Raw genomic sequence first — 15,364 nt, 5'->3', positions numbered from 1 at the left:
TAAGCTCTAGAAAAATCGAAGAAGAAATAAGAGGAGAGGAGAAAAGGTATGTCATACACTATTATCAACAATTACATTTCAGAGTCCTTATATAAGCTTAAAGCACCATACAACATGACGCCAGAATATATTACTCTTCACAATACTTTTAACGATGCGACTGCAATTAACGAAATAGCATTCATGCATCGTAATCCGGAGCCGGTAAGTTACCATGTTGCGATTGATAACAAGCACGCTGTACAAGCTATCCCGTTTAAGCGAAATGGTTTTCATGCAGGGGACGGTACAACAGGTCCGGGGAACCGTAAATCTATTGGCATAGAGATCTGTTACAGCAAGTCAGGAGGCCCTAAATATATTAATGCTGAAGAAAATGCAATAGAATACGTTGCTCATGTACTTAAACAATATGGTTGGGGCATTGAACGTGTGAAATGGCATTATGATTGGATTAACAGTAAAGGGCAGAGAAAGAATTGTCCTCATCGCATCCTAGACGAGGGACGTGGGAAATTAGTTAAAGGTCGAATTGCATCAAAACTAAAAGAGTTGTATAATCCGTAGTTAGAATGAGAAGAATCGTATTGCTTTCAAATAAGCTGAAATGGTAGTACGGAAAACGGGGAATAATAATAATATAAATTAATAAATATATCAATAGGAGATGTATTATTCGTATTTCTAACAATGTAAAAGAAAAAAACGGTGAAGTAATGGAGACGAGCGAATCTGACGTCTAATGGCAAATAAAGAAACTTGGTGTCCTTCGAGGCGTCATCTTTTTGTTTGACCTCACAAAATATGAATGGTACGATTTAGGTAAATTTTAGTAAGGGAGGTAATATTCTTGAAACTACTCAAAATTGGAATGATTGGCGTTTTGGTCGGCGGATTACTGGTGGCATGTGGAAAAGATGAAATAAATTCCAAAGTAGTCTCAAAAGTCACGGGTGCGGAAGATATTGAAAAGGAAGAAGTAGCGGCAAACGAACATCCCGAATTTTTACCGCAAACGAAAGAATGGACTGCAGAAACGTTGGCAGAATTTAACCGACCACCCGAAGAACGATTCGACGAAGCAGGGAACGATGTCGGACTTGTTTATTATATAAAAACTCAGGAAGCTATCGAAAGTATGTCCCAAAACATTCATCCTGAAGAAGTTGGAGATGAAGATTTCTCAAACTTGCGTCTTTTAGCAGCTAGAATAAGTCATAACCAATTTGTACGAACAGCACATATCGAAGATACAGGAAAGGAAAAGACCAATCTTGACTATGTTAAGGACTGGAAGCCTGTTCCTGAAAGTACGGAAATGTCATTCGAGTATATGAAGCGTCTATTGAACGACCTTGACGTTGCTATCAACAAGAATGGCGAAGGGGAAACTTTTGGTGTGTCTCATTTGATGGATGGAGATAAGGTTAAGGAATTGGAGACGTTCTTTACGCATTCCTACGACGAATAATTTTCTTTTAATAGAAGTAAGTATAAGTTTTGAATCTGCCACATCCCACTAGGGTGTGGTATTTTTAATCTGTGAAAAGAAATATTATAACATGTATTATTTCCGATGAACACAACCGCTGTGAAATCAATTTTAAAATAGATATTGTTCATGGATTCGTCTAGTTGTTTTGAAATAAAACGAGAAAATCAGAGGCTGTAGAAACCCGTGAAGTTGGTTTGTACCCTTCCTTTAGGGAGAATTCTTGATGTTAATAGAGTACTTTATCGCACTTTACAAAAGTGGGAGGGAGTGATTAGCTCCCGACCTATCACACCATCGTACGTTCCTTCGGTATACGGGGTTCAAGGGATAACGCAAAGTTTCATAACGAGCTAACAGAGAGCCCCTGGGAACTCTTGAGTTTCTGAAGGATTGGTGTATTTTGCTAGGACAAATACCTTTTACGTAAGATACTTGTAAGCTTTACCTCTCGGAACACCTACCCAGTAAGTTACCTCTTTTAATCCCCTTAAATTCACAATTATTCATATTCGTTCGGAGCCTTCTTCTAATCCGCGAATCAAAGTACCCCTTTTCGTACGGCGCTGCTATGGAAACATGTTCTATTCGATAATGTAAAGGAGACAACCATTTGTCTTTTTTCCTTTGCGTCACAAATAACCATTATCAACCCACATGTATCTATGTAGGCGGCGAACAAGTCGTCAAATAAAAATAGGGGTGATTTTATAATGGCAAATGACAAATGTACTAATGGGAAAATGAATACTTCACAATACCCGATGGATATTTCGGTCTGTACTAGTGACGACACGATGAATGTAAATTTATCCGTCGAAGTCTATGACCCGAATCAAGGTTACACAACAAGCATCACGGCAACACTGCAACGTGCGAATAAATATGAAGCATGGGCGGAAGACGTCATGACGAAAAATGGTTCGATTTATGCTTCAGGGCAAAAACACATTACTTTCGAAAACATTGGAAAAAAGGGTCTTCCTGTTCGTGTGAAAGTAGTAACAAACTTCGGTACATTTTATTCGGCGACATGGATTCGATAATCAAGTAACTTGCGGCGTCCTTCGGGACGTCGTTCTTTTTTGTATAGCGTCACAAAGGTTGAAACATTTCCCATAAGTTTTGATGTAAATTCGGTCTCAATTTTCAAGGTCGAAACTCATGAGTTCCATCCATTCCGTGAATTCAGGGACTTGGTTCGCGTGAGAGAACTTACGCCAAGGAAATCCAGCAGGCTCTGTTTTTTGCTCATCCCTTCCGCAATACATCGTATAATTCAATTGCTCTGTTATACAACTATTGAAACTTAAACCATCGTATCCTAATTTCCGAATATACTCCGACAAAATTTGAGTTGGTACATATTCAATTGGTGCATCGCCTTCTTCGATTGGTTTCGATATTTCCATGACAAATCCTTCTAGAAACATCGTGGCCCAATTCATTGAATGATCGTATTCAGGGTCAAAAATGCTTTTTGCATGGATTTCAGGGACCTTGCTCAAGTCAATAATTCGGAGGTCTTTTTTTGTTGAGAAGAGTCCATAAACTATTTTATCGTCAACCTTTGGGCGGATTTCTTGTTTACATGTGTCCCTGTCGGCGGAACCGTAGAAGTAGGAGATGCCGGCCGGGTTCATTCTGAGTGGTCTAGCTAGGTTTCGGGGTGGGGAGCCGCACTCGTACTGCATAATCGTTTTGTCGTTTGAGATTATTATTGGATTAGTACGAGCTCGCCAGATAAGGCTCTCTTTAGGCAATGTGTACTCCATTTGCTCAAGTAATTCTTTAAACGTATCCAACATTTCTTCACGTGAACCGGCAATATCAAAAAAGCGGTTCACATGCTTGACGAGATATGTGAATTCATCCCAATGATACCGCAAATGATTATCATTACGACCTACGTAAAATTCATCAATCATAATTATTTCTGCATCACCGCCCTCCCACTCATCAAAATCACCCTGGGCGATATCACGATATGATGGACCGCTGCTTTTGAATAGTTCTTCAATAAATATTGGTATATCCCCTGTATCATCTAAATCTAGAGAGAAAATATCTTCACTGTATCTTAGTACATCCTCTATCGTCGTTGAGATTCCACTAAGCACATCATAAGGTACATCATCCGTACTCGCATTTTTATAAGCCAATCCAAGTTTTCCCCTTATGAGTTCTCCTACAATATCCATGTCCGAAACGAACGCTTCTTCTTCTTCATTGTTCATATTGCAGTAAGAGCAAGAACCAATTTCATTTTGTTCCCTTATTACAGCTTGAATAAAATGATTTGTAAAACAATGGACACAGCATTTCAAGAATCTCATCTCCTAAAATTAATGGGTAATCGGAATAAATAGTGGATTTATTATTACTATGTCCATTCAAATAGTTCCCAATAGTCAATAGTATAGCAGTTAAACAAAAAAATGTATCAAAATCGTATACCCCTGTTATGACGGTTTCAATGTTGTCGTAAACCGATGAAATAAATACTTGGTGGTTTTACCCAATCTATGTTAACTAAAACGCAGCAGCGATTACAATTCTCAATGACTGCTTTTGGTTATATATAATCCCCAAAGTCATTGGATTTCCATGAATGAATCGCATGACGTTCTTTCTCGAAGATTTTTTCTAAGTATATCATCGTAGTTTCAATCTTTTCATGCCCGAGGGAACGCATAATATCGTATATATCCACTTCGTTAATCTTTGATATGATCGCAAAGGCATGTCGAAAAACGTGTGGTGTGATTTTCATCGTTTGATCCGACAGTATCACATGCTCCAGGCTACTAATTTCTTTCTTTACGTATTGCGACAAATACGAAGGAGAATAGGCGCGTCCCGTATTCGTTGTAAAGAGCGGTTCTTCCGGTTTTGCTTGTTCAATCGGCAATAGACCTCGCGAGTGGCGAAACATGCGAATGCTCCGGACGACTTTCTCTTTTAAAGGTACATGCCGGCGTTTATTCCCTTTCCCCAATATATCTAGGTAATAGCCTCCCAAAATCCCATCCACTTTCAAATCCATTACCTGCAGAGTACAAAACTCCTCATTTCGAATACCTGTCGTTGTTAGTACGTGAACAATTGTAAACATTACGGGATGTCCGAGGTCACGAAACGTATTCAGCAGTGTAACAACATCTAGTGGTCCTAAATCTCGATTCGGTCGGTCGTCTTTTCGAACGGATGCAATGCGCAGCCCTTTGTGAATAGGCTCTTGGATATAGCCCGATTCATGTAAAAAGGTCAAAAAAGCCTTGATAATTGTTGTTTTTCGTTCAAGTGTGGCGGCAGAGTACGCTCCTTTATGTAAAACATACGGACTATTGGTTGCTAACCACTCCTGGTAGCGCCTTATATGTCGTGATTGAAGAGATTTAAACAGAGAGCCTTCTATTATAAAAGCGACATCTAGGTCAATCTCCGCACTATGCAATAGAAGCTGTTCAACGAACATTACTAATTCTCTTTCGTATTCGCGTAAAGTGGACGCCGATCGGTCATTTTCTCTATTCAGGTGGCGGCGTTCAAAAAGAAACCATTTCATCATCTCGGGATCCGTAAAGTCGTAAAAATTAGGCTGGCCATTTTTTTCGGCATTATCCAATCGATTTTGCAATTCCGGAAGTGTCGACGTGTCTTGGAATGCTAATTTCAATTCATTAGGTTGTAACCTTCCGGTTAAACGCATCCCAGTAGTCATGAATACAACACTCCTAATTATAATTATAGGTCATATAGCAATAATACTCTGATTTATAAATCACAAACTAAATACATAGAGTCTCTACCTCACGTAATTTTATTTTAGCACACTTCTTACTCTACATAAAAAAATTCTACATTTGTTTATGCCGAATATATGACTCTAAATATTATATTATATTATTATGCGTTATATTATTGCTATTGCATTATTAATGGTTTATACTAATTCGTATGATAGGCATTATAGAAGTGTATAATTTCATAATATTATAGAAGGGTAGAAGCTATGGTTGAAGTGGAGCAACTTTCGCTATTTGAAATATTAGAAGTAAACTCAATAAATTCACCTTATTCATTTGAAATAAATGAACGCGTGCAAATCATTATTCCTGAACACAAGTTAAATGATTCCGAAACATTTTTCTATTTACAGGATTTTTTAAAAAAACGGGGCACAGTACTAAAAGTATTAGAACATAAAAAATTACAGTACGAGGTCGAGGTCGGAAAAGAATAGCGATTGTCTATCATGAAGTATTAGTGGTCGGTTGGCCGATTTAACAAAGGGGGATACTTATATGTCAAAAAGGGATTTCAGTATACTTATGGTATTTGTGGCAATTATTTTTATAGGTATTATGGTTATGCTCGATAATATTGATAATGTATACGAAGACAGAAGATCTAGTCTTGTTGTTTCAACGGTAGAAAAGACAGTGGGTAAAACAGGAGCAGTCATACTAGAGGATGAGTTACCAATGTACGAAGTCTTGTTAAATGATGAAATTTATAAGGTGAAAATCACTAACGGACCAGATGTACTCTATATCCAACATAAAGATAAGGTTATCTACCATAAGGATTTTAAGGAGTAAGATGTGCTGCCAAATTGAGAAAGACTTGAGGATTAAAAAGTAGGAACTCAACACACCTTTATAATAGAAGAAACTCAATTTACTTCCCCTAAATGACTGATGCGTAAATTAATGCTGACAGTGAGGAGGTACTCTAATGCATATTCTGGTTACGATCGTTATTTGTTTGATTGGAACGGTATGTATTAGCAATACTATGAGAAATATCAAATTAAAAAGAGAAAGAACTAATCAGGATGATATAACGATGTTTTTTGGAATACCGTTGATAATTGCAGGAATCATTGTATATCAGTACAAACCAATTATTGATTTCATCTCATCAATACTGATAGAACTTTAATAGGTCTGCAAAGAGGGATATACGACCTCATAAAACAGTAAATCAACACATCTTTATAATAGAAGGAACTCAATTTCCTTTTCGGTTTTTGGTACATAATAAGTTTGAACAAAATTAACTATCTGAATTTCGAACGCTAAAACCATAGCCATAAGTTAGTGAGTACAAGTTTCTTTTTTTACTGTTTTATGCTCTTAATATGTTGTATCCCGTGTTATAAGTGACAGGAGGGATATAAATGATAAAGAACTATGAGGCTTGGGATTTCAATAAGGGTGTCTGTATTTATACAGGCACTTGCCGCCCAGCTCTAGTGACAGGTATCACTGAATATGTAGAAAGCCAAAATAACGTAGAGTTACACTCCATAGATAAAAGTGATATTTCAACACTAAACAATCAAGCATTGAAATATGCTGGCATTCAAATCTATATCATCTAATTACTACATCAAAGATAAGTCGCCCATTGGATTTATTCATGCTTAAAAATCAATGAAAATCAACATGTCCTATAGCTACACATAACGACGAGTTGACACTTAATGCGAAGTAACGAAAGGAGGTAAGAAATGTTGAGATTTATTAGTTGTAGTAGATGGTTTCAAACCTACCAATCGTACAAGTTAAAGAATGAAGAGAACGTTCGTGTCTTTATTTACACAAAAAAAAGTGGAGTGAAATTTAAGGAAGGGAGAGCGATCTTAGTTGAGTATATCCTACCTACTGGTAAAACTTTCTTATTTGTAGATGGCAAATACTATAGCAACCTCATTTCTTCTCATGGCAGTATTATCGGTGTTCTACAGGAGTTAAATGGAGTTGATGGTCATTTATTCACCCTAATTAAAGAGGATGGCAAATATAGTTTGAACGGCAATTTAATTACAATTGAATGATGGGAAATACGCTTGAAACAGCAGATGTAACACACGTAAGAGGTTGCATGATTACTGTAAAAGTTAATGTACATTAGGGGGGCAGTATGGACAATTTAAAATTGTTTTGGATTGTATTTCTAATTATCGCAATACTAACTACAGGGTTTGCAATTAAAGTCACTCCAAAAGGAATGGCAGTTGTTAAGTCGAGGAAAAAAGAAGATTCGATTATAGAACATATCCTGACTGCATTTACTGTATTTTTTGTTATAGGTTTGATAGGTTGCATAATAGTTTCCGCCTATTCATTAGTACGCAATAGACATAAAAGGCGTAGTAAGGAGGCTTTGAAATGACTTATATTAAACCAATTTGCGATTGCCAAAATGAGTTGATTTTAACCGTACACGAAACGGATAGTATGAACTTTCACATCAACAAAAAAGGAAACCTTATAAAGTCATCAGTAAAGCATTTTAAAGAAACGCACGGAACAGAACTGGCATGCACTCAGTGCGGAAATACGTATGTGTGTGAATTTGATATTGAAAAAAGACTTATCCGGGGTGGAGTTGATAGGGAAGGTTTCGATTAATACACAGTACGAACAAATTACGTAGTAGACAAATAATGCAAAATAAAAAAACCCCTCTATAAGAAGGGCGTTTCACTAATATAATGGCTGCTGGTTATGGCATGGTGGAAATCCATTTATATCCTGAATCATATAAAAATCGTATTGTTTTAAGGCAAATTGTGTTTGGTACAAATATTCAATTACAAGTAACTTTCCGCCAGATGTACCACACAAAATACCTGACGCCCCTTGTCCGTTGGCCAGTGAAATACCAACAGGCTGACCAATCAAAAATCTGATTTTTTGTTGCCATTGCATACTCATCACTCCTTTAAATATATCATATTCAAATGAAAAAAAGGGATGCCTGTATTGTTCAAATGATGTGGGAGAAATGACAAGAAGTTACTGCATAGTAATGAACTATTAAATCTATAGAGCAATACAAAAACGAAAAGAGTTAAAAAGAGAGGAGGACTTACTAATGCTAATCTGCCAATTTTGCGAAGAAGAGTACTGCATGAATGAAGATTTTGATAGAAATAAGGAGGGTTTTTGGTGTGATGTATGTGACGGATATACCTACTATGACGACAATGCACTGAAACATCAATTCACACTTATTCTTGAAGATAAAGAAGCCAATCAACCCTTGTTTAGTACTCCTTCAATAAAGTTTAGAAAACAACTATCACCATTCAGATTCCCTGGAGGAAAATCAAAAGTTGTAGACTACCTATATTCTTTTTTGCAAAATGGCAAAACTACAACACTCTATTCTCCTTTTAGCGGGGGCGGCAGTTTCGAACTTGCAATGCTTGATGCAGGAGTCGTAAATAAGCTTCACATGAACGATTTGGACTTCGGTGTGTATTCGGTATGGTGGGTCATTATGAATGCTCCTTACACATTAGTGGACAAGATACGGACAGCTAAACCAACTCATAAGGATTACTTTGAGGCGCAGGCTATCATAAAGTCGGATTACCTAGGAGTTAATATGGTAGAGGCGTCATGGGCTACCCTCCTCGTCAATCGCTTGGCTTTTAGCGGTATCGCTAAGGCGAATCCGTTAGGCGGCAAGGAAGGCACAAAAAACGCTTTACTAGCTCGTTGGAATCGAGAAGAACTAATCAAACGAATTGAGCATATCCACTCTTTCTCTGACAGAATAACTATTACACAAGAAAATGCAGTTGAAATGATTCAGGAAGCCTACTGGGACCACAATTCGTCAATTTTCATTGACCCACCCTACGTAGCTAAAGGTAAGGAATTATACAATTGTTTTTATACAGAAAGCGACCACTTGCTCCTATGTGGTTTGCTCGATTCGTTGCATCAAGGTATGCCAGGGGCGGATATCATTGTGACATATGACCATACTCCTTGGCTACAGAAAATCTATAAATACCCAAATGAATTAATAATTGGTCGCAAATATTCAATATAGATGAATTAAGCATTTCCCTTTATGGATACTCAGCTGAACAGGAATTACGGACCATATAGCCGCAAATTTCAATTTCCATACTTCAGTGAAAAAACATAATTAAGAAGGAGATTACTATGGTTCGTGAAATTGAAAAAATACTCCCTAAATATAGAATCCTATATTTCAAGTCCATCAGCATTTCTGGTTTAATAACTGCAGCTATCATGTTTGGAAAAATTTATCTATCAGAAATCTTGTTTACAGTATTATTACTTGTTGCATTCTCTATAGCAAACTTACTAATATTCAAAGGTTTGAACTTTATTAGAATCAAGGAAAATATCATCCGATTACGTATGGCAAAAGAAATACTTATTGAACAAGAACAAATTATAAAAGAAGAAAAACGACTATGGATACGACTTTTACCTATCTGTTACGTATTATTGGTAGACCAAATAATTATATTTGCATGGATTAAAAATGACTATGACGATTTAATTCAAATCTCACTTTATCTATTTAGTTTCTTAATACTCACTTTAGAGTTTTTTAGGGGATTTCAAGCAAGAGCACAAACAAAATTGTTCTTTTCTGCAATAAAAAGTGCAATGAAGGAATAAACGAATCAGATCTTTTATGAATCAGTGGGATGGATTAAAGGTCACGGAAAAATGTATGGTCATTGCTTTTTACATCTTAAATAAAATTGACGTTGAAGTCTTTGTTAAGTTATTCAATAGATAGGAGGATAAATCCATGATTGATATTATGGACTATTTAAAAGCAGGGTATCCAGTGATTTGGATGCAAGAAAAAGATGAAGAATATGCGATTACTCAATTGAAAGAAATCGCACAAAATGGAAAAACAAATGCAAGTGGCCCTCTTCACTTAAATGTATGGTCATGTACAGATGGCATGAAAGAATACGATTTTCAAACGAAATCTTTTAAAAAAGGAAAAGATGCATTAAAAGATCCTATACAAGCAATGGAATCCATAAAAACTGGTGGCAAGAATGAATCTATTAATGTATTTCTTAATCTGCATCCTTATATGGAACAGTCGCAAGTCCAACAACTAATCAAAGATTTACTACCTTATGGGAAACATGAAGAACGTCATATAGTGATTGTGTCACCGGAAGTTAAAATTCCATCAACTTTAGAGAAAGACATCGCATTAATTTCGTATGAATTGCCAAAGAAAGATGCTCTAAGGGCTGTTTTGCAAAATTTGTTAGAAGCAAATAACTTCTCTCCAATTGAAGAAGAATCACGGATACTGGACGCCGCCACAGGACTTACATTAGCAGAAGCAGAAAATGCATTTTCCTTAGCTTTAGTTAAGCATAAAGGATTCCCACCAGAAGCCATTCAAACTGTCCAAGAATTGAAGACACAATACATAGGTAAAGATGGGATGCTTACGTATATACAACCTAAAATCACGATGGACGACATTGCAGGACTAGATGAATTGAAAAAATGGTTAACATCACGCGCCAAAGCAATGACTGTTGAAGCAAGGGAGTATGGACTACCACTACCAAAAGGAATGTTACTTGCAGGTGTTCCTGGTAGTGGAAAATCCTATACAGCAAAAGCCGTTTCTGCAGCATGGAAATTACCCCTTCTACAATTCGATTTAAGCCAAGTCTTCGGATCACTTGTAGGTGAATCTGAACAAAAGATGCGAGCCGCATTACAGACTGCAGAAGCCATCAGTCCATGTATCTTATGGATTGATGAGATCGAGAAAGCACTTGCAGGTGTAGGCGGCAACAATGATTCCGGAGTAACATCCCGTGTCTTTGGCCAGTTCTTAACTTGGATGCAGGAAAAGTCGTCAATGGTCTTTGTAATTGCTACTGCTAATAATGTGAATGCACTACCGCCTGAATTTCTTAGGAAGGGCCGTTTCGATGAATTCTTCTGGGTAGATTTACCGAATGAAACTGAAAGAAAAGCAATTTTCAACCTCCACATACAAAAAGTAAACAGAGTACCTTCCAACTATCCAACCGAACAGCTGGCAACCCATACTACCGGCTTTAGTGGGGCAGAGATAGAAGAAGTGGTAAAGAGTGCGTTATTTAAATCTTTTGAGGAAAACAGAGAGTTAGAAACGAAGGATCTATTGAAAAGTATAAAAGACATCACTCCATTATCCGTAACCATGAAAGAGCAAATTGAAGGCATCCGTGCTTGGGCAAAAGATCGTGCAAGAAATGCAAGTTGGGACGACGAATCAAAAAAAGTGGACTTAACTAAGATTCAAACCCGATCGGAACGCACAATTCATATGTAATAGCCCTATGCAAAAACAATCAAAAATAGTGAATGGATTGGTAAAGGTGCTAAATGAGCAGACATATCTCTCATTAGGTTAATAATAATTACTAAGCATCAAACTATAAATAATAGGAGGATTTCATCATGTCACATTTTACAAGTATTAAAACATCTATCAAAGATATTGAATCATTAAAAGTGGCGGCACAATCTTTAGGCTTAATAGTAGTAGAGAATCAGAAAGCACGTGGATACATGGGACAAAAAATCAAGGGTGATTATGTTATTAAACTGAAGGGGCCATACGACATCGCGCTTATCAAACAGGCTTCTGGTACCTATGAAATTGTGACGGATTGGTGGAACGGCCATGTGGCCAAAGAGGTAGGTCCAAATGGAGGACAACTGCTGCAGAATTATGGTGTGGTATGTGCAATGAAAATTGCGAAGGAGCGCGGATTAGAAGTTCAGCACGAAAAATTGAAAGACGGTAGTATTCGCATTGTAGCGACTGAAACCGTATCTGTAAGGGGGTAATGGGAATGAAACGGCAAATTATCATTGATATAAAAAAAGACGGCACAATCACTATCGAACCGCTCAACTATACAGGCGGCGCTTGCGAACAAGCTACTGCCCCTTTTGAATCTGTTTTTGGTATTACTGAAGAAAAAACATTTAAACCCGAATTTTATGAAACGAATAGAGAAAGTAACCATTTGAAGAACAAATCGTAATAGATCCATAGTTAGCATTTAAAAGGAAGTGTTTATGATACCTATTACGTATTTTAGCGCGAGGAAAATAGCCATAAGAAAATACAATTTCAAACTTAAAGGTGAAAGTATTCAAAGGGTCGTTGTACAACTACTAAAGGATAACCGCTCGCATACCGTAGAATTCTTCATAAAAGAATGCCAGTTTACTCATAACCAATTACTAGAAAAGACATTAACAGATAACCAATACCTCTCACAAGAAAAGCGTACACAATTAATTAATCTTATAATAACCGATTTGCATGATTGTAAGACATTTGGAAAGATGCTAATTTCTATTTACGATGAGCTAGAATTGAAACCGAAATTTTTCATGCTCCCTCTTCTTAACAACAAATTTAATATCTTAGAAGGAATGACTTTCATACTGTCGATTCTCCTGCTTTTTAATTTATTTCTGTGGTTCCGTTAGGGGAAACTCAAATACTGATCTATTCGAGCAAGAGGGGGACTAAAACAATGTATATTCACCAAATTACTCAGTCTTCGGTTGTTAACGGACCGTTTGATCGGACAGTCATACACTTTCAAGGCTGCACGCTATCCTGTCCTGGGTGCTTCAACACAGCATCTCATCCGATGAAAAACGGGAGGGAGCTAACTGTAACGGATATACTAGACGAGCTTCCAGTAGGACAACAACATGTAACAATCAGTGGTGGGGAGCCTTTCTTACAGATTAAGCCCTTGTTGGAATTGGTACAAGCATTAAATGCAAAAGAAATAGGTATTATCATGTTCAGCGGCTTTTATAAAGCAGAAATTGAACGAATGCCTCTAGGTGAGAAGGTCCTGTCCTATATTGATGTGTTAATCGACGGAAGATTCGAGGAAGAGAAGGTCGCTGCAACTGGTATTCGTGGCTCAGATAATCAAACAACCCATTTTTTCACAGAACGCTATTCGATTGAGCAAATGGAGAAAAGACAATTTGAAATCCAATTTAGAGAGGACGGGGAAGTCATAATGACTGGATTCCCCGATCTTATTTGGAGGAAAGCCCTTGAAGAATGAAACAAGAATTAATGAAAGTAACATTAACGTTGAAAACCATCTTCCAGATGTAACCAATACCGTCTCTGAAAAATCCACATCGATGATGATTAAATTTAGTGAGAAAAACACTCTAATACTCAACTACTCACATTTTTTCATAAAGTGGAATAAGAAGTTGAATTTAAAGAAAGGAGGAAACACTTTGTCCTCAACGAAATACAAAAAAATCTCGATCCTGTTAGGTATGATACTTCTTCTATTTACGTTTACATTTCCAAGTGACATAAAAGCTAATTCTAATACAAGTGCTCAACAGGTTGTCAACGACTTTTACGAAGCCATTGTCAAACAGAACTTCGGTATTGCAGCGGAATATTATTCCCTACCAATAATAGGAGGAGAATCCCCCTATTCCCAATACAAAAACATACAAAGTACTGCAGATTATTTCGATTATCTATATCCGCAAGAAAACTATACGTTAATTGAGTATGAAGTTGTATCCATTGAAGAAGTAGATAAAGAAAACTTCCATGCAAATATTCGGTTGAGAGGTGAAGGATCAACTAACCCAGATGGTTTTGATTTTTATCAGGATGTCTTAGTAACTCTTGGCAAAGATAATGATTGGAAATTGTCAATTGAAGGCTATGTAAAATACATTCAATCTATATCACTTACAAAATCAGTCGAAGAATTGTCTGAACGCGATTTGATTTTTCGCTTCTTTAATGAAATGGAAAAAGGTAATTATGGTGTAGCTGCGGAAATGGCCTCACCCGAAATGTCTACTTTAAAAAGTGACACAATCCACTCTATTTCCACTTATTTAAAAGAATGGAATAGTGACCAACAAGAAAGCGATGAACGAATCACGCCTGAACGACTGTACATCTTAAACGAACTTCCGCTACAGGATGACAAGACTTTGTATTTAATTTCATCTAACCCCTATAGGAACGACAAGCGATTAAAGGCAAGTTTGAGCTTATTTGAAAACAACGAGACAAGTAGCAATCCAGATTACCAGTTCGTTCAACTAGACCACATTGATGGTAGAACATTGATAAATTTATCTGATGGAAACAAATCATATGATAACGCAATAGCCTCTGGAGACAAACAGGAAAAAAAGTCTACGGGTGAAACTAATGCTTTATCCGCCGCTATGAGTAAAACTATCATTGTTTTATCAATTATTTTATTCATTTTAGTTATCTCGTATTTTGGAATTAGTCTTCTTACCCGCCAAGATAATGACAGGACAAACAGCACTTCACCACGTGTACGAAACACGTACCGTGATTCAAACCAGGTCGATATTGAAGAAAGTGTCGAACAGTTACTTACAAGATACGAAAACAATTCTAATGAAGAAGAGATAGATATCGATGAAACCCTGTTACCATCTAAAAATCAAACACGACAAATTCATATTTCTTCAGTAGAAATTGACGATAATCCTATTACTTTTACACCAAGTAACTCAAAAAGAAAAATCCATACAGATGATGATTAGGATGGCGGTGGGATTACGTATGTTCATCTTTAGTACAAGCGCCCGAAAAGTATTGCTACTGACAATTGCTTCTACTTTCTTTATACTTTGGGTGCCGCATCAGACGGGCGCTACAACTGATGCATTAGAGCATGACAAGCAACAGGTTGAAATCAATATGAAAGAAGCGAAAGAAGCTGTTGAAGCATTCTACCAAGCAATCACAACTCAGAATTTCGGCGTTGCTGAGAAAATCTATACAATTCCATCACTTGGCATTGAAAGCTATGACCCAGTACTCAGTGACTTCTCTACACCTCCTTCTAAATTACTCTTTGGATAAACAGGAACAAATAGAAGATGTAAATTCCAGTCGTACTGTGCATATCGAACATTCATCTGACAACGAATCAAGAAAATCCAAAACAGTACAACCGACAGGTTCTGAAAGAAAATTATATGT

20 protein-coding genes are annotated in these 15,364 nt (G+C 37.0%); 17 read left to right on the top strand and 3 right to left on the bottom strand.

The features are described from left to right. The first annotated feature begins 48 nt into the window (after nt 1-48). From MKZ11_RS24570 to MKZ11_RS24560, 3 genes are all read left to right on the top strand, one after another. Nucleotides 49-567, top strand: coding sequence for a peptidoglycan recognition protein family protein (locus MKZ11_RS24570; protein WP_340797214.1), 519 nt, complete (start codon nt 49-51; stop codon nt 565-567). 283 nt (nt 568-850) lie between these two features. Beyond that, the gene (locus MKZ11_RS24565; protein ID WP_340797213.1) at nt 851-1,471 is read left to right on the top strand and encodes a hypothetical protein; all 621 of its coding nucleotides are present in this window, start codon (nt 851-853) and stop codon (nt 1,469-1,471) included. A gap of 734 nt (nt 1,472-2,205) precedes the next feature. After that, nucleotides 2,206-2,538 (top strand): hypothetical protein, encoded by a 333-nt coding sequence (locus MKZ11_RS24560; RefSeq protein ID WP_340797212.1) that lies wholly within the window; start codon nt 2,206-2,208, stop codon nt 2,536-2,538. A gap of 96 nt (nt 2,539-2,634) precedes the next feature. On the opposite strand, the gene MKZ11_RS24555 is transcribed toward MKZ11_RS24560, so the two are convergent. Together MKZ11_RS24555 and MKZ11_RS24550 are read right to left on the bottom strand one after the other, a co-directional pair. After that, nucleotides 2,635-3,828 carry an RES domain-containing protein gene (locus MKZ11_RS24555; RefSeq protein ID WP_340797211.1) on the bottom strand — a complete coding sequence of 398 codons (1,194 nt, stop codon included), beginning with the start codon at nt 3,826-3,828 and terminating at the stop codon, nt 2,635-2,637. A gap of 239 nt (nt 3,829-4,067) precedes the next feature. After that, on the bottom strand, nt 4,068-5,216 hold the full coding sequence (locus tag MKZ11_RS24550) for a tyrosine-type recombinase/integrase (RefSeq protein WP_340797210.1): 1,149 nt from the start codon (nt 5,214-5,216) through the stop codon (nt 4,068-4,070). 291 nt (nt 5,217-5,507) lie between these two features. Here MKZ11_RS24550 and MKZ11_RS24545 point away from each other — a divergent pair, with 291 nt between their 5' ends. The 6 genes from MKZ11_RS24545 (at nt 5,508) to MKZ11_RS24520 (ending at nt 7,914) form a co-directional block, all read left to right on the top strand. Continuing rightward, nucleotides 5,508-5,738, top strand: coding sequence for a hypothetical protein (locus MKZ11_RS24545; RefSeq protein WP_340797209.1), 231 nt, complete (start codon nt 5,508-5,510; stop codon nt 5,736-5,738). A 61-nt stretch (nt 5,739-5,799) separates the two neighbouring features. After that, on the top strand, nt 5,800-6,096 hold the full coding sequence (locus tag MKZ11_RS24540) for a hypothetical protein (RefSeq protein ID WP_340797208.1): 297 nt from the start codon (nt 5,800-5,802) through the stop codon (nt 6,094-6,096). Between the two features lie 581 nt (nt 6,097-6,677). After that, a complete protein-coding gene (locus MKZ11_RS24535; RefSeq protein ID WP_340797207.1) occupies nt 6,678-6,881 on the top strand; it encodes a hypothetical protein in 204 nt (67 codons plus the stop codon). A 129-nt stretch (nt 6,882-7,010) separates the two neighbouring features. Beyond that, nucleotides 7,011-7,337, top strand: coding sequence for a hypothetical protein (locus MKZ11_RS24530; RefSeq protein WP_340797206.1), 327 nt, complete (start codon nt 7,011-7,013; stop codon nt 7,335-7,337). A gap of 86 nt (nt 7,338-7,423) precedes the next feature. Continuing rightward, nucleotides 7,424-7,675 carry a hypothetical protein gene (locus tag MKZ11_RS24525; protein WP_340797205.1) on the top strand — a complete coding sequence of 84 codons (252 nt, stop codon included), beginning with the start codon at nt 7,424-7,426 and terminating at the stop codon, nt 7,673-7,675. Further along, the gene (locus MKZ11_RS24520; protein WP_340797204.1) at nt 7,672-7,914 is read left to right on the top strand and encodes a hypothetical protein; all 243 of its coding nucleotides are present in this window, start codon (nt 7,672-7,674) and stop codon (nt 7,912-7,914) included. Before MKZ11_RS24525 ends, MKZ11_RS24520 begins: the two co-directional genes overlap by 4 nt. Nucleotides 7,915-7,989: 75 nt before the next feature. Here the strand turns inward: MKZ11_RS24520 and MKZ11_RS24515 are convergent, their stop codons facing one another. Further along, entirely contained in the window at nt 7,990-8,214 is a 225-nt protein-coding gene (locus MKZ11_RS24515; RefSeq protein ID WP_340797203.1) for a hypothetical protein, read from the bottom strand. A 166-nt stretch (nt 8,215-8,380) separates the two neighbouring features. Between MKZ11_RS24515 and MKZ11_RS24510 the strand changes: the two genes are divergently transcribed. From MKZ11_RS24510 to MKZ11_RS24475, 8 genes are all read left to right on the top strand, one after another. After that, nucleotides 8,381-9,349 (top strand): DNA adenine methylase, encoded by a 969-nt coding sequence (locus MKZ11_RS24510; RefSeq protein WP_340797202.1) that lies wholly within the window; start codon nt 8,381-8,383, stop codon nt 9,347-9,349. A 116-nt stretch (nt 9,350-9,465) separates the two neighbouring features. After that, complete coding sequence (locus MKZ11_RS24505; protein WP_340797201.1) at nt 9,466-9,954, top strand: hypothetical protein; 489 nt, start codon at nt 9,466-9,468, stop codon at nt 9,952-9,954. Nucleotides 9,955-10,090: 136 nt separating this feature from the next. After that, entirely contained in the window at nt 10,091-11,644 is a 1,554-nt protein-coding gene (locus MKZ11_RS24500; protein ID WP_340797200.1) for an AAA family ATPase, read from the top strand. Nucleotides 11,645-11,772: 128 nt separating this feature from the next. Then, nucleotides 11,773-12,165 carry a DUF1257 domain-containing protein gene (locus MKZ11_RS24495; RefSeq protein WP_340797199.1) on the top strand — a complete coding sequence of 131 codons (393 nt, stop codon included), beginning with the start codon at nt 11,773-11,775 and terminating at the stop codon, nt 12,163-12,165. Nucleotides 12,166-12,170: 5 nt separating this feature from the next. Continuing rightward, nucleotides 12,171-12,365 (top strand): DUF2997 domain-containing protein, encoded by a 195-nt coding sequence (locus MKZ11_RS24490; RefSeq protein ID WP_340797198.1) that lies wholly within the window; start codon nt 12,171-12,173, stop codon nt 12,363-12,365. A gap of 501 nt (nt 12,366-12,866) precedes the next feature. After that, nucleotides 12,867-13,421 carry a 4Fe-4S single cluster domain-containing protein gene (locus MKZ11_RS24485; protein WP_340797197.1) on the top strand — a complete coding sequence of 185 codons (555 nt, stop codon included), beginning with the start codon at nt 12,867-12,869 and terminating at the stop codon, nt 13,419-13,421. Further along, nucleotides 13,411-14,922, top strand: a complete 1,512-nt coding sequence (locus MKZ11_RS24480; protein WP_340797196.1) for a hypothetical protein — start codon at nt 13,411-13,413, stop codon at nt 14,920-14,922. The genes MKZ11_RS24485 and MKZ11_RS24480 overlap by 11 nt, the downstream gene beginning before the upstream one ends. A gap of 19 nt (nt 14,923-14,941) precedes the next feature. Beyond that, entirely contained in the window at nt 14,942-15,244 is a 303-nt protein-coding gene (locus MKZ11_RS24475; RefSeq protein ID WP_340797195.1) for a hypothetical protein, read from the top strand. Nucleotides 15,245-15,364 lie beyond the last annotated feature (120 nt).

Source organism: Sporosarcina sp. FSL K6-1508 (assembly GCF_038007465.1).
In the GTDB taxonomy this organism is placed as follows: Bacteria; Bacillota; Bacilli; order Bacillales_A; family Planococcaceae; genus Sporosarcina; species Sporosarcina psychrophila_B.
The sequence above is the reverse complement of the archived record's forward strand: the minus strand, read 5'-3'. Positions and strand labels throughout refer to the sequence as shown.

Bases quoted from the DNA above. Each gene is read 5' to 3' on its own strand.
- MKZ11_RS24530 (WP_340797206.1), top strand. From the start codon at position 7,011: ATGTTGAGATTTATTAGTTGTAGTAGATGGTTTCAAACCTACCAATCG.
- MKZ11_RS24550 (WP_340797210.1), bottom strand. From the start codon at position 5,216: ATGACTACTGGGATGCGTTTAACCGGAAGGTTACAACCTAATGAATTG.
- MKZ11_RS24485 (WP_340797197.1), top strand. From the start codon at position 12,867: ATGTATATTCACCAAATTACTCAGTCTTCGGTTGTTAACGGACCGTTT.
- MKZ11_RS24535 (WP_340797207.1), top strand. From the start codon at position 6,678: ATGATAAAGAACTATGAGGCTTGGGATTTCAATAAGGGTGTCTGTATT.
- MKZ11_RS24500 (WP_340797200.1), top strand. From the start codon at position 10,091: ATGATTGATATTATGGACTATTTAAAAGCAGGGTATCCAGTGATTTGG.
- MKZ11_RS24515 (WP_340797203.1), bottom strand. From the start codon at position 8,214: ATGCAATGGCAACAAAAAATCAGATTTTTGATTGGTCAGCCTGTTGGT.
- MKZ11_RS24555 (WP_340797211.1), bottom strand. From the start codon at position 3,828: ATGAGATTCTTGAAATGCTGTGTCCATTGTTTTACAAATCATTTTATT.
- MKZ11_RS24490 (WP_340797198.1), top strand. From the start codon at position 12,171: ATGAAACGGCAAATTATCATTGATATAAAAAAAGACGGCACAATCACT.
- MKZ11_RS24525 (WP_340797205.1), top strand. From the start codon at position 7,424: ATGGACAATTTAAAATTGTTTTGGATTGTATTTCTAATTATCGCAATA.
- MKZ11_RS24540 (WP_340797208.1), top strand. From the start codon at position 5,800: ATGTCAAAAAGGGATTTCAGTATACTTATGGTATTTGTGGCAATTATT.
- MKZ11_RS24505 (WP_340797201.1), top strand. From the start codon at position 9,466: ATGGTTCGTGAAATTGAAAAAATACTCCCTAAATATAGAATCCTATAT.
- MKZ11_RS24545 (WP_340797209.1), top strand. From the start codon at position 5,508: ATGGTTGAAGTGGAGCAACTTTCGCTATTTGAAATATTAGAAGTAAAC.
- MKZ11_RS24520 (WP_340797204.1), top strand. From the start codon at position 7,672: ATGACTTATATTAAACCAATTTGCGATTGCCAAAATGAGTTGATTTTA.
- MKZ11_RS24570 (WP_340797214.1), top strand. From the start codon at position 49: ATGTCATACACTATTATCAACAATTACATTTCAGAGTCCTTATATAAG.
- MKZ11_RS24510 (WP_340797202.1), top strand. From the start codon at position 8,381: ATGCTAATCTGCCAATTTTGCGAAGAAGAGTACTGCATGAATGAAGAT.
- MKZ11_RS24560 (WP_340797212.1), top strand. From the start codon at position 2,206: ATGGCAAATGACAAATGTACTAATGGGAAAATGAATACTTCACAATAC.
- MKZ11_RS24475 (WP_340797195.1), top strand. From the start codon at position 14,942: ATGTTCATCTTTAGTACAAGCGCCCGAAAAGTATTGCTACTGACAATT.
- MKZ11_RS24495 (WP_340797199.1), top strand. From the start codon at position 11,773: ATGTCACATTTTACAAGTATTAAAACATCTATCAAAGATATTGAATCA.